The 13,067-nt window shown below is 65.8% G+C and carries 12 protein-coding genes; 5 read left to right on the top strand and 7 right to left on the bottom strand.

The genetic code is table 11. The annotated features are described in order from the left end of the window. The first annotated feature begins 46 nt into the window (after positions 1-46). Positions 47-400, top strand: a complete 354-nt coding sequence (locus WK25_RS21270) for a hypothetical protein (RefSeq protein WP_012365480.1) — start codon at positions 47-49, stop codon at positions 398-400. Positions 401-452: 52 nt separating this feature from the next. Here the strand turns inward: WK25_RS21270 and WK25_RS21265 are convergent, their stop codons facing one another. The 4 genes from WK25_RS21265 to WK25_RS21250 form a co-directional block, all read right to left on the bottom strand. Next, on the bottom strand, positions 453-1,310 hold the full coding sequence (locus WK25_RS21265) for an alpha/beta fold hydrolase (RefSeq protein WP_069242668.1): 858 nt from the start codon (positions 1,308-1,310) through the stop codon (positions 453-455). Positions 1,311-1,419: 109 nt separating this feature from the next. Continuing rightward, the gene (locus tag WK25_RS21260) at positions 1,420-2,337 is read right to left on the bottom strand and encodes a LysR family transcriptional regulator (protein WP_040139236.1); all 918 of its coding nucleotides are present in this window, start codon (positions 2,335-2,337) and stop codon (positions 1,420-1,422) included. A 266-nt stretch (positions 2,338-2,603) separates the two neighbouring features. Next, positions 2,604-2,849, bottom strand: a complete 246-nt coding sequence (locus tag WK25_RS21255; RefSeq protein WP_006761486.1) for a DUF3717 domain-containing protein — start codon at positions 2,847-2,849, stop codon at positions 2,604-2,606. A gap of 369 nt (positions 2,850-3,218) precedes the next feature. Then, positions 3,219-4,754 carry an amino acid permease gene (locus WK25_RS21250; protein WP_069242667.1) on the bottom strand — a complete coding sequence of 512 codons (1,536 nt, stop codon included), beginning with the start codon at positions 4,752-4,754 and terminating at the stop codon, positions 3,219-3,221. 565 nt (positions 4,755-5,319) lie between these two features. On the opposite strand from WK25_RS21250, the gene WK25_RS21245 reads away from it, so the two are divergent. The 4 genes from WK25_RS21245 to argG all read left to right on the top strand — a co-directional run bounded on the left by WK25_RS21245 (position 5,320) and on the right by argG (position 9,859). Beyond that, positions 5,320-6,852 (top strand): sensor domain-containing diguanylate cyclase, encoded by a 1,533-nt coding sequence (locus WK25_RS21245; RefSeq protein ID WP_069242666.1) that lies wholly within the window; start codon positions 5,320-5,322, stop codon positions 6,850-6,852. Between the two features lie 228 nt (positions 6,853-7,080). Beyond that, on the top strand, positions 7,081-8,166 hold the full coding sequence (locus WK25_RS21240) for an FUSC family protein (protein WP_040139233.1): 1,086 nt from the start codon (positions 7,081-7,083) through the stop codon (positions 8,164-8,166). Beyond that, the gene (locus WK25_RS31805; RefSeq protein WP_167432660.1) at positions 8,154-8,516 is read left to right on the top strand and encodes a hypothetical protein; all 363 of its coding nucleotides are present in this window, start codon (positions 8,154-8,156) and stop codon (positions 8,514-8,516) included. Before WK25_RS21240 ends, WK25_RS31805 begins: the two co-directional genes overlap by 13 nt. 5 nt (positions 8,517-8,521) lie before the next feature. After that, on the top strand, positions 8,522-9,859 hold the full coding sequence (argG, locus tag WK25_RS21235) for an argininosuccinate synthase (protein ID WP_040139232.1): 1,338 nt from the start codon (positions 8,522-8,524) through the stop codon (positions 9,857-9,859). Positions 9,860-9,993: 134 nt separating this feature from the next. On the opposite strand, the gene WK25_RS21230 is transcribed toward argG, so the two are convergent. The 3 genes from WK25_RS21230 to WK25_RS21215 all read right to left on the bottom strand — a co-directional run bounded on the left by WK25_RS21230 (position 9,994) and on the right by WK25_RS21215 (position 12,925). After that, on the bottom strand, positions 9,994-10,833 hold the full coding sequence (locus WK25_RS21230; RefSeq protein ID WP_069242665.1) for a hypothetical protein: 840 nt from the start codon (positions 10,831-10,833) through the stop codon (positions 9,994-9,996). Positions 10,834-10,927: 94 nt separating this feature from the next. Further along, positions 10,928-11,839 carry a hypothetical protein gene (locus tag WK25_RS21225; RefSeq protein WP_069242664.1) on the bottom strand — a complete coding sequence of 304 codons (912 nt, stop codon included), beginning with the start codon at positions 11,837-11,839 and terminating at the stop codon, positions 10,928-10,930. Between the two features lie 690 nt (positions 11,840-12,529). Beyond that, positions 12,530-12,925, bottom strand: coding sequence for a hypothetical protein (locus tag WK25_RS21215; RefSeq protein ID WP_069242662.1), 396 nt, complete (start codon positions 12,923-12,925; stop codon positions 12,530-12,532). Positions 12,926-13,067 lie beyond the last annotated feature (142 nt).

Raw genomic sequence — 13,067 nt, 5'->3', positions numbered from 1 at the left:
CGCCGCCGTCGCGACCGCAATCATGCGTTGCAAGGAGGGCTTCGTGATGGCTACCACGCATCAGCACTTCCACCTCGAACTACGGCACGCGACCGCGCCGACTTACTTCATCAGCTACCTGTTTCCCGCCCTGCTGTTCGTGTACGAACTGCTGCGCGTCGGTCAGTGGATCCGCGATCACGGGATGCAATTCGCCGCGTTCAAGCAGATGGGTTACGAGTATCTGCTGATGCTGCTGTTCGTCGGCTTGCAGATCGTCGTCGAAGCGATCTTCCTGCTCGGCGCGGCGATGCGCCGCGACCATCGCGATTTCGAGCACCGCCTGCCGAACGTGGTGCTCGGCATCGGCTGCTCGATCGCGCTGCTCGCGATCGACCTCGCGATCCAGCTGGCGTTCTGAATTCCGGCGGGCCCGGCCCCGCCGATCGCATCGCGCACGGGCGTTCGCGCGCTCAAGCAGGCGCGTCGCGCAGCAAGGCCGCGACCGCGGCCAGGACGTCGTCGGTACGCTCGCGATGCGGCATGTGTCCGCATCCGTCGAGCATCAGGTACGACGACGGCCCCGCGACGCGCGCGGCGATCCGCTTCGGATGCGCGTCCGATCCGTATTCGTCCTGCGCGCCGTGAATCGCAAGCGTCGCACAGCGGACACGCGGCAGCGCGTCGTCGAGCGTCCAGCCGCGAAACGCAGGCGACAACCACGTGTCGACCCATGCGCGCAGCACCCATTCGGCCTTGTCGCCGTGATAGCGTGCGAGCCGGTCGAGCTGGCCGGGCGCGGCGAACTGCTGCGCTGCTTCGCGAATGCCGTCGCGCGTGCGATCCTCGACGAACGCCTGCGCGGCGACCGTCACCAGCGCGCGGCAGCGTTCGGGATGCGCAGCCGCACAGCAAACCGCCATGCCGCCGCCGACGCTGTGCCCGAACGCGACGAACGACTCGATGCCGCACCATTCGAGCAACGCCGGAAATCCGTCATCGGCCTCGTCGCGCACGAACGTCGTCGCGAGTTGCCCCGGATGGCGATCGGAGCGGCCGAAGCCGAGCCGGTCGTACGCGATCACGTCGCGCCGCGTGGCCTGCGCAAGTTGCGCCGGGAAGTCGCGCCATAGTTCGACGCAGCCAAGCGAATCATGCAGCAGCACGATGGGCGCGGCCGGCATAGGCGCGGCCTGCATAGGCGCGGCCGCCCCAGGCGCGCGCTGCCCGAATGCGGTCGCGTGCGGCGCACGTGCCACGCCCCAGCGTTTCGCGAAGAGACGCCCTTGCGGCGTCTCTACCCAGATCTCCTCGGTCACGATGTCGGTCATGTGTATGTCGTGTGCGTAAAGGCGGTCGCGCGCGCGTGCCGCATCGAATACCGGTGATCGCGGCTCCACGGCGCGCGCCGCGCGGAGCGAGCCGCCATCCGCCGCACGCTCATTCCGGCTGCGGCGGCAGATACTCCATCTGCGCCTCGTCGTAGAGCCGGTAAATCAGCGCCTGCATCGCGCGGATGTCCCCCGATTCGTCGAGCATACGCATGCTCATGATGATCGGCGATACGAGATTCGGGTCGTCGAGCGGCTTGTAGCTGATGTCGTCGCGCTTCAGCCCGTACACGCTGTGCGGCACGACGGACACGCCCTCGCCCATCGCGACGAGGCCGAGCGCGATCTGCAGCTCGCGCGTCTCATAGATGCGCCGCGGCTGCAACGCGCGATCGTGAAACGCCGCGAGCACCTGGTCCGCATAGCTCGGCCGCGGCGCCTTCGGAAAGATGATCAGCGTGTCGTTGACGAGATCGTGCAGCGACAGCACGGGCTTCGCGCCGTCGAGCGGATGGCCGACCGGCAGCGCGACGATCATCCGCTCCTCGCGCAGCACGACGCGCCGCACGCTCGGATCCTCGTGACGGATGCGGCCGAAGCCGACGTCGATGCGCCCTTCCTTCAGCGCCTTGATCTGATCCATCGTCGACATCTCGTGCAGGCTCAGCTCGACGGCCGGATACTCGCTGCGAAAACGGCGGATGATCTTCGGCAGCATCCCGTACAGCGTCGAGCCGACGAACCCGACCGACATGCTGCGCTCGATCTTGCCGACGCGCTTCGTCATCGATTCGAGCTCGGTCGTCTGCGCGAGCAGCTGCACCGCATGCGAATAGAAGAACCGTCCCGCGTCGGTCAGCTTCAGCGGCCGCGCATTGCGCTCGAACAGCGGAACGCCGAGCGACTCCTCGAGCTGCTGGATCTGACGGCTGAGCGGCGGCTGCGCGATGTGCAGGCGCTCGGCCGCACGCGTGAAATTCCGCTCCTCGGCGACGGCGACGAAGTAGCGGAGGTGTCTCAACTCCATGTTCGAATCCTCCCGGACAGGCAACGGGCGCTCATTGGGCACCGCGCCGGCAACGCCAGCGCCGGTCGCTGCCGCCGGCTATCCTCAGCGGCTTCCTCGATCGCCTGCTTCCCGATTCCGTCACGATACCTCAGCCGGCGCCGATCCCTGCGCGAGCCGCACTGCATTCGCGGCGACGCCCGAAGCCGCGCAAAGCAAAACGGGAAGCCGCGAGGGCTTCCCGTTCGTTCGCCGGCGCCACGCCGCGGCATCGTGCCGGCCGCGCGTCACGCCTCGGTCGCGTACAGCGCGTCGCGCTGCGCGTCGCTCAGCGAATCGAGCGGCACGTCCGGCAGCCGATAGCAGATCATCGCGCCGTACAGCTCGGCCAGGCAATTGCTGCCGGCGTCGAGCGCGTAGCCGTCCTCGCCGTCCGGCGCCGGCGGATACACTTCGCGCCACGCATTGATCGCGGCTTCGATTCGCACGATGGAAACGGGTCCGGCCTTCCGCTCGGCGGGTGATGCGCTCATGAATTCCTCTGGGTTGCGCGCTCCGCCGGCCGTGCACGCGCCGCCGGAACGATGAAAACGCCGGGCGCCGCCGGCCGCCGCTCGACGCGCGCGCCGGATGCCCGATCCGCGCCGCGCTCGTCGCGCCGGCCGGGCCGTCGCCCGGTAGGGTCGGGAAATATAACCGGCTTTGACCCCGTGCAGCGGAAAACCGACAAAAAAATGGGGTTGCGCGGTATCCGCGCACACGCCGATGCGGTTCCCCCGGCACGCGGTGCGCGCGCCGCCGCCATGCGCGCCCACGCGCCCGAAAACAAACGGGAAGCCCGCGGGCTTCCCGTCTTCACTGCGTGCTCGCTCCGCGTCGCGCGGCGGCTTGCCGCGTCGGCCTCAGGCCGCCGTTTCGCGGTTCGTCACGCGCTGCGCGTGCGCACCGCGATTCGCGGCGACCCACGGCGCGATCTCCATGTCCTCGTAGCGCACGAAGCGGCTCTTGTTCAGCAGCCGGTAGCCGAGCCACACGACAACGAACAGCGGAATGCCGACGTACGTCGCCGCAACACCGGCCCAGTCGATCCGGTTCGCGAGGAACGCCTGGTAGTCCTGCCCCAGCGCGATCACGAGACACAGCACGAACGCGAACAACGGGCCGAACGGGAACCACTTCGACTGATACGGCAGCTGATCGAGCGCGTAGCCCTGCTTCACGTAGCCCTTGCGGAACCGGTAATGGCTGATCGCGATGCCGAGCCATGCGATGAAGCCGGTCATCCCCGACGTGTTCAGCAGCCACAGGTACACCGTCTTGTCGCCGTACAGCGACGTGAAGAAGCACAGCGCGCCAACCGCAGTCGTCGCATAGAGCGCATTGCGCGGCACGCCGCCGGGCGACAGCTTCGCGAACAGTTTCGGCGCGCGGCCTTCGGTCGCGAGGTTGTACAGCATCCGCGTGGACGCATACATGCCCGAGTTGCCGGCCGACAGCACGGCCGTCAGGATCACCGCGTTCATCACGCCGGCCGCGAACGCCAGCCCCGCGTGTCGGAACACGAGCGTGAACGGGCTCACGCCGATATCGGTCACGTCGCTCTTCAGCAGGTTCGGGTCGGTGTACGGAATCAGCACGCCGATCACGAAGATCGCGAGCACGTAGAACAGCAGGATCCGCCAGAACACCTGACGCACCGCGCGCGGAATCGTGGTGCGCGGGTGCTCCGATTCGCCGGCCGCAACGCCGATCAGCTCGGTGCCCTGAAACGAGAAGCCGGCGATCATCGCGACGCCCATCAGCGCCGGCAGGCCGCCCGCGAACGGCGCGTCGCCGATCGTCAGGTTGCCCCAGCCGTTGCCCGGCGCGCCTTTCAGAATGCCGAAGATCATCAAAAGCCCGACGCCGATGAACGCGACGACGGTGACCACCTTGATCAGCGCGAACCAGTATTCGGCCTCGCCAAAACCGCGCACCGTCAACGCATTGAGCAGGAACATCACGGCGAGGAACGCCGCGCTCCACCACACGCCCGGCACGTCCGGGAACCAGTAGTGCATCACGAGCTGCGCGGCGACGAGCTCGACTGCGATCGTCACCGCCCAGTTGTACCAGTAGTTCCAGCCGAGCGCGAAGCCGAAGCCTTCGTCGACGTATTTCGCGCCGTAGGTCGCGAACGAGCCCGACACCGGCATGAACGCGGCCATTTCACCGAGGCTCGTCATCAGGAAGTAGACCATCAGGCCGATCAGCATGTACGCGACCATCGCGCCACCGGGGCCTGCCTGCGAGATCGACGCGCCGGACGCGACGAACAGGCCCGTGCCGATCGAGCCGCCGATCGCGATCATCGTCAGGTGGCGCGCCTTCAGCGCGCGATGAAGCTTGGGTGGGTTCGCGGACGAACCGGGTTGGTCGGAATTCGGAAGTGCGGACATAAACGAGACGAACGTTGAGCGGGCCGGCATCCGGGGCCGGCACATGCGGGAGCGGGGCGCCGTGCGCCGCCTGCGATGCATTCGATGCGGCCCCGATACGCGTTGCGCGCCGGGCGCCGGCGGCGAAGCGCGGATTCTACCTGATTCGTCATGGGGGCCGCTCGCGCCCGGATGCCCGAGCGTCGCGCGCAGGCGCCGCGGAATCAACAGCCTGGAGGTGCATTCACGTGACCGCCGGCCGCGACGCGCCGTCCGTCCTGCGAATACGCAAATGTCCGATGAATCGGTTACGAACAACGGCCGGCGCAGGTTTTAAAACGCCAATTTGTTTCGCCCACCATGAAATAATCAGACAAAATAGTGCCAGTCGAAATTGATTGAAATCAAATCGCGGCCGAGAATCGCCGTAATGATGCGTAACCGTTTCCAATGATGGTTTCCCATGCATGTTTTGCATCGCACGGCGAGATACGCGAATTCGCGAGATAATGCGGTTTAAATCGAAATAATCAGCGTGCGGAAGCGTCGAAGACGCAAAATGCCCGCCGCTCCGCCCCCGCCGAGGATGAAGTCACCCCCGTTGATCGCCGCGCTGCGCCGCCACACCGCCTTGGCCGTGGCGCGCATTCTGTCGCCCCGCGGCGTCCTCGCGGCCGGTGTCGTTCTGCTGCTGTTCAGTTGGGGACTCTCCGCGTCGCTGTTGATCGAAGCGCGTCACGACGCATACGACCATGCGGTTGAAAACGCGCGCAATCTGATGCTGCTGATCGAGCGCGATATTTCCCGCAATATCGAGCTGTATGATCTGTCGCTGCAAAACGTGGTCGATGGTCTCGCCGATCCGGAATTGGCCACGCTGCCGCCGCATCAGCGGCACCGGCTGCTGTTCGACCGCGCGGCGACCGGCGCGTTTCTCGGCGCCATTTTCGTGATGGATGCACACGGCAATATCGTGATCGATTCTGCGGAGTCGCCGCCGCGGCAAGGCAATTTTGCCGACCGCGAATATTTCGCCGTCCACCGCGACGGGCTCGCAACGGGCCTCTACATCAGCCGGCCCTACCCGTCGCGGCTGCGCGGCGGCGCACTGACGATCGCGCTCAGCCGGCGCATCACGCGCGCCGACGGCACGTTCGGCGGAATCGTCGTCGGCACGCTCAGCATCGACTACTTCCGCGCGCTCCTCGACGGGCTCGCGGTCGGCCGGCACGGCAGCGCGGCGATCGTCGAGGACAACGGCACGCTCGTATCGCGGCTGCCGTACGATGCGCGCGCGGTTGGCGTCGACCTGCACGACTCGCAGCTGTTCATCGACGCGCAGCGCAGCCGCGAAGGCGCACTCGTCGGCACCGGCCCGATCGACGGCGTGCGGCGCATCTATGTTTACAAGCATCTCGCGCATCTGCCGCTGACCGTCGACGTCGCGCCCGCCGAGGTCGACGTCTATGCATCGTGGAACCATCGAGCGATCTGGACCGCCGTGCTGATGGCGCTCTTTACCGCGTTCATCGCGTGGGGCTCGCTCGCGCTGTCGCGTGAACTCAGCCGCCGGCAGATCGCCGAATCGAAGCTGTACCGGCTCGCGCACACCGATTCGCTGACCGGGCTCGACAACCGCGGCACATTCGACGCGGTGCTCGCGAACGAAGCGCAGCGCGCATCGCGCAGCGGCCGCCCGCTGTCCGTGCTGTTCGTCGACGTCGATCATTTCAAGGCATTCAACGACTATTACGGCCACCTCGCCGGCGACGACGTGCTGCGCGACGTCGCGCAAGCGGCGTCGCGCTGCCTGCGCCGCGACAGCGACCACGTCGCGCGCTACGGCGGCGAGGAATTCGTCGTCACGCTGCCCGATACCGATGCGCACGGCGCGGCGACCGTCGCCGAAGCGATCCGGCGCGCGATCGCGGGCCTCGACATCGAGCATCGCCGCAGCCCGTACGGGCACGTGACCGCGAGCATCGGCATCGCGACCGCCGCCGGCCGTGTGAATGCCGCAACGCTGCTGCGCCAGGCCGACGACGCGCTGTACCGCGCAAAGTCCGGCGGCCGCAACCGCGTGTCGGACGCCGAGCACGCGAGTGCGGCCGACGCGTGACACCGGCTCATATCGGCTGATATCGGCTGATATCGGCTGATATCGGCTGATATCGGCTGACGCCTGGCGACGCTGGCTGACGCCACGTGATGCCGCGGCGCGACGACCGGCGCCGCACCGGCGTGGACAGTCCGCGTGCGTTCGGCTAGCGTTACGTCAGCTGCGCGAGCGGCGCGGCGCCGGCCCGCGCAGGCCGCCCGCGCGTGTTCCGGCCATCCCCACTCCGTCATGACCGCCCAGCTCCCTGCCCGACTGCCTCCGTTCCTGCGCCACGCGCTCCGTCCGCTCCTCGATCCGTACCGCCGCTACCGGCACGCAAAGCTGATCCACGCGGCGCGCGTCGCGCTCGCGATCCTCGTGTCGATCGCGCTGTCCACGGGGCTGAACGTGCCGCATGGCGAGTGGTCGACGATCACCGTGCTCATCGTCGTCGGCGGGCTGCAGCACCACGGCAACATCCGCAAGAAGGCGGCCGAGCGAGCGCTCGGCACGTCGATCGGCGCGCTGGCCGGGCTTGCGCTGATCCTGCTGTATTCCTTTTTGCATGCGCCGCTCGCGATCTATCTGCTGATGGCGATCGCGTGCGGCGTGTGCGCGTATCACGCGATCGGCAAGGCCGGCTACATCGCGCTGTTGTCCGCGATCACGATGGTGATCGTCGCCGGACACGGCGACAACGAGATCGTCGACGGCCTCTGGCGCGCAGTGAACGTGCTGACCGGGATCGCGATCGCGCTGGCGTTCTCGTTCGCGCTGCCGCTCTATGCGACCTATTCGTGGCGCTACAAGCTCGCCGACGCGCTGCGCGCGTGCGCGGCCGTGCATGCGCGACTCGCCGGCGACCGCCCCGTGACCGACGACGCGCACCTGAAGGAAATGGCCGCGCTGAGCGCGCTGCTGGTGCAGTTGCGCTCGCTGATGCCGTCGGTGTCGAAGGAATGCGACATCCCGGTCGCGCACCTCGAGGCGATCCAGCGCAGCCTGCGTCTGTGCATTGGCTATCTGGAGATCCTGTCGAGCGCGGTGCCCGCCCGCGACGACCTCGCCGCCCGCGACTACATGCGCACCGCGATGAAAGCCGTGAACCGGCGCATCCGCGACACGCTGGTCGGCGCGAGCCGCGCGCTCAAGTTCGGCACGCCGAGCCGGCTCGCACCGCGCCGCCGGCCGGCCGCGGACGCGCCGCACGACGTGCTGCATGGCGTGCCGCCGCTGCAGTTGTCCGGGTACGTGTCGATTACGGCCAAGCTGGCCGGTGAAGTGGATCAGTTGCGCGAGAAGCTGCTCGAAACCGCGCGCGCGTGGAATATCTGAACGTCGATCCGAACGCCGGGCGTTCCGAGGGCGGGATCGCACAATATTTCATTTTGCTTTCATATGCGGCGCCGGCGGGCGTTGACCACGGCATTCGTACTGGATGCTCTGATCCGTCCCCGGAAAAGGAGCGCGCATACCGCGCGCAGGTCTGCCGGATTCGCCGGATTTTCCGCCGGCCGTCACGCCGCTTCGCGACGGATTCTCGGGCCGGTTCACGGCCCGGCGGGCCCGCCGCGACGGCCGCGGCGACGGATTGCCGCGAAAATCAGGTCTTGCCCCAACTTCCCGGACAGCCGATACTCGCATATTCCGCGAAATACGATCCCACCGGCTTCAATCCACGGTAATTCCTATGAGCACGATTCTCGAAAGCCTCCCGACCGGCCAGAAGGTCGGTATCGCCTTCTCCGGCGGCCTGGACACCAGCGCCGCGCTGCACTGGATGAAACTGAAGGGCGCCGTCCCGTACGCATACACGGCGAACCTCGGCCAGCCCGACGAAGACGATTACGACGCGATCCCGAAACGCGCGATCGAATACGGCGCAGCCGGCGCCCGCCTGATCGACTGCCGCGCGCAGCTGGTCGCCGAAGGCATCGCGGCGCTGCAAAGCGGTGCGTTCCACATCACGACGGCCGGCGTCACGTACTTCAACACGACGCCGATCGGCCGCGCCGTGACGGGCACGATGCTCGTCGCCGCGATGAAGGAAGACGGCGTCAACATCTGGGGCGACGGCAGCACGTACAAGGGCAACGACATCGAGCGCTTCTATCGCTACGGTCTGCTCGTGAATCCGGATCTGAAGATCTACAAGCCGTGGCTCGACCAGACGTTCATCGACGAGCTCGGCGGCCGTGCCGAAATGTCGGCGTTCATGAACCAGGCCGGCTTCGCGTACAAGATGTCGGCGGAGAAGGCGTATTCGACCGACTCGAACCTGCTCGGCGCGACGCATGAAGCGAAGGATCTCGAAAGCCTCGAAAGCGGCATCAAGATCGTGAACCCGATCATGGGCGTCGCGTTCTGGCGCGACGACGTGAAGATCGCCGCCGAAGAAGTGACTGTGCGCTTCGAAGCGGGCCAGCCGGTCGCGCTGAACGGCGTCGAGTTCAAGGACCCGGTCGAGCTGCTGCTCGAGGCGAACCGCATCGGCGGCCGCCACGGCCTCGGCATGAGCGACCAGATCGAGAACCGCATCATCGAGGCGAAGAGCCGCGGCATCTACGAAGCCCCGGGCCTTGCGCTGCTGTACATCGCATACGAGCGTCTCGTCACCGGCATCCACAACGAAGACACGATCGAACAGTACCGCGAGAACGGCCGCCGCCTCGGCCGCCTGCTGTATCAGGGCCGCTGGTTCGATCCGCAGGCGATCATGCTGCGCGAAACGGCCCAGCGCTGGGTCGCGCGCGCGATTACCGGCGAAGTGAAGATCGAGCTGCGCCGCGGCAACGACTATTCGATCCTGAGCACGAAGTCGCCGAACCTCACGTATCAGCCGGAGCGTCTGTCGATGGAGAAGGTTGCGTCGACGTTCTCGCCGCGCGATCGTATCGGCCAGCTGACGATGCGCAACCTCGACATCACCGATACGCGCGACAAGCTGCGCGTGTATTCGCAAGTCGGCCTGCTGACGCCGGGTGAATCGTCGGCGCTGCCGCAGATCAAGGGCGACAGCGGCGAGTAAGCCAGTCGCTTTCACACGCGGCCGGGCGGCATGAAAACCGCCCGGCTGCACGCAGTACTTCCCTCCTCCGCTTTTTCTTCAAGCGCTGCCGGATTCGAAACGCGCGTCGTGACGGTTCTGCACGCGCGTCGCGATCATTTCGATGCGGTGGCCGGCGCAGTGGCCGTCGCGGTCGCGGTGGCCGCAGTCGTCAACGCCGTGGAAGCAGTGGCATTGGCATTGGCCGATGCCGATGTAGGCGCAGATGCCGGCGTGCGCGCCAGATCCTGCCCGATCATGTCCGCGACCGACTTCTCGCACGACTTGATCCCTTCCACCGACTTGTCGAAATTCTTCTCGAGATCGCTGAAGCTGCCATACGTGTAAGCGAAATCGCTGTCGATGTGCACGCTGTTCGCCTTGATGTCGTAGCCGCACGCGAACGTCTTGTAATAGATGTCCTGCTTCGTCTTCGCGTCGAGAATGCGCGCGCGTATGACCACCCACGGAATGTAGTCAGGCTGGTTGGCCGGCGAGATATAGCCGAACGACGTGAACCACAGGTTCATGATCGCGTCCGCGTCGGTCTGGATCGCCGAGTAGTCGTCCGACTTGCCGTCGTCGGCGAGCTTCGCCTTCTGGCCGGCCAGCTTCACGACCTGATAGCCGTTGCCGGTGAGCCGGCCTGCGACGCCGTCTGCGATGTCGGGGGCGAACACGATCTTGTTGGCCGTCACGTGGTCGGTGTAAGTGCTCGTATGGCTCGCGTTGACGGCCACTTGCGCGAGACCGCCGAGCAGGCCGAAGCCGGCTGCCGCGCCGCCGAGATTGATGACCGCGATACGCTTCGGCTCGGTGACGTCGAGCATCGCGATCGAATGCAGCTTCTCGCGCGCTTCGGGCTTCATGTCGGTGTTCGGCAACGTGACGCAGCCGGACAGCAGCGTCACGAGCAGGCCGCAAGCGGACAGGGTGGCTTTGGTGGAGTTCTTCATTGGGTCAGTGGCTTCTTGTTGTTGACGGAAAGTATTCATCGGGCCGTCGCACGCGGCGCGTGAAGACGCGGAGCCGCGTATGACGGTAGTGCGTTTATTGCTTGATGACCTGACCGTATGCGACGAAGCTGTAATCAGCTGCGCGCAGCACGTACAGGATCGACCGCTGGAAGCCGTTGCTGCCGCGGATCGGCACGAACGTGATCGCGGCGCTGCCCGCCAGCGGCACGCCGTCCGGCAGCTTGCAGCCGGACGATGCCGACGCCGTCAGCGTCATGTCGTACATGTTCTGGTTGGAGTTCGGCGTCGACAGCAGCAGCGTGCCGGTCATGTTGCAGCCGCTCAACGTGCCGGTGACCGAGCCGCCCGATGCGATCGTGAACGATGCGTTCGTCGTCGCCCATGCGCCGGTGACGCTGTCTTGCGTGACGCTGAGCGCGTTTTCCGCGTTGTACGTCCACGTGAAGTTCGATGCGGTACCGCCGCGGCTGATCGTGCCGGACAACGTCTGTTTCGCGCTGTACGCGCCGGAGCCCGAGTCGATTTTCGTGACGACGCCCGTCATGCCCGCGAAGTTGAAGCCCGAGCTGAGCGACCACGTCGCGCCGTTGACCGTCAGGGACGTGAAATCGTTGGACATCACGAACGAGCTGAGCAGATTCAGCGTGCTCACGTTGTTGTTCGGGTCGATCAGTGCAATGGTCGAGTAGCCGAGGTTTCCCGACTGCGTCCAGATCCCGGTCGGGCCGCTTGCCGTCGCGGCGGTCGAACCGGCTTGCGGGCTCGTCAGGCTCGGCAGCGCCTCGCCGACCATCACGGGCTGCAGCGATGCGATCGGCGCGCTTGCGGGCACGGCCGCGAGCGGCGTCGATGCGACGGCCGGTGCGCTCGCCGCGTTATTGGCGCCGCCGGTGTTGGCCGGTGCGCCGCTGCTTGCATTCGACGAGCCGTCGCCACCGCCGCATCCTGCGACGACGAATACCGAGATTCCGGCAGCTGCCAGCAAACAAAGAGACTGCTTCTTCAATTCAACCCCCCGATTTTTTGATGCGTTTTTTGGTAGTCAAGATTGGAATCTGCTTGTGTTGCGTTGAGTTGGAATCGCTTGCTGTTTGGGTTTTGGGGCGGCCCCCCTTTAGTGGGCATGGATGGGCTTTTTGATATTTCGGCGATGGGTGATGCGCAGCTCCGCAGGTGGTCGATACGCGGCGCGCAGTGTGGCGGAGATAGGCGTGGATGCGCGGTCGCGCGAGGTGGCGCTCGCGGCCATGACGGCGCAAGGCGACAGAAAAGCCGCTGCGCTGGAGCAAAAGGAAGCGACGCGCTGGCCCCCGCCCGCTCGCCGAGTGGAATCGGTGCGTCTCATGTTCTGATCAAGTACACGGCTTCGCCGGCCGTGCGCCCCTCGTCGGTTGGTCGTGTGGTTGAGTCGTTTTGGTCTTGTTTTTTTGCGGTATTGAGGAAGAGTAACGGCAGGGATTTCGTATTCTTTAGGGCGGAATTGACCTGACCCTGAACCAGAATTAGTCTCGGTCGGAAGTGGAGATTTCCGGCTTGGTTGAGTTGTCAGGCGAGGCGGATTCCCTTGCCCGACGGGCGAATTCTGCGGGTGTCATCCACTGCAATGCGGAGCAGGGGTGTCAGGATTTCCGTGTTCAAGGTAGTTGAGTAATTACACGGAAGGGGGACGGCCGCATCAGTTCAATGACGGACTGGCGCCGGCTGTCGCGGACGAAAAACTTAACGCAGTGTCCGGAATCAGTTGACCACTATAGTTCATCGCGGACGACACCATAGCCCCCACGATCGGCATACCCATCGTGGACAACGCCACGGCAGCTGCCATCGAAAGAAGCTGCTCCGGCCCGAAGCCCCCTTGCTTCACGAACTCCGAATGCAGATGGTCGGTCGGCGTCTCTTGCGTAAGCTCACCGCCGAGCTGCTGCTGCAGCGATGCAAGCATCGCCTGCGTCGACGCCGCGCCAACCGTCCTATCCGCCGCCAGCTTCTGCAACGCCCCACCGATCTGGTTCGGCGTCTGCACGTTCAGGCCCATGTTCGCCGCGCTAATGAACCCGCCCGGATGCACCATCGTGCTCGCCGTCTCAGATACGGCACAAGCAGATTGCCATGTTCACGACTGTCTCGGCGATTTCGGCGCCCGGCCGTGCTTCTGACGTAGTTATCGCAACAAGTCCCACCCTCAATGTAGAAGAATTCTCTTTACTGCTCTT

It is taken from the genome of Burkholderia latens (assembly GCF_001718795.1).
In the GTDB taxonomy this organism is placed as follows: Bacteria; Pseudomonadota; Gammaproteobacteria; order Burkholderiales; family Burkholderiaceae; genus Burkholderia; species Burkholderia latens_A.
The sequence above is the reverse complement of the archived record's forward strand: the minus strand, read 5'-3'. Positions and strand labels throughout refer to the sequence as shown.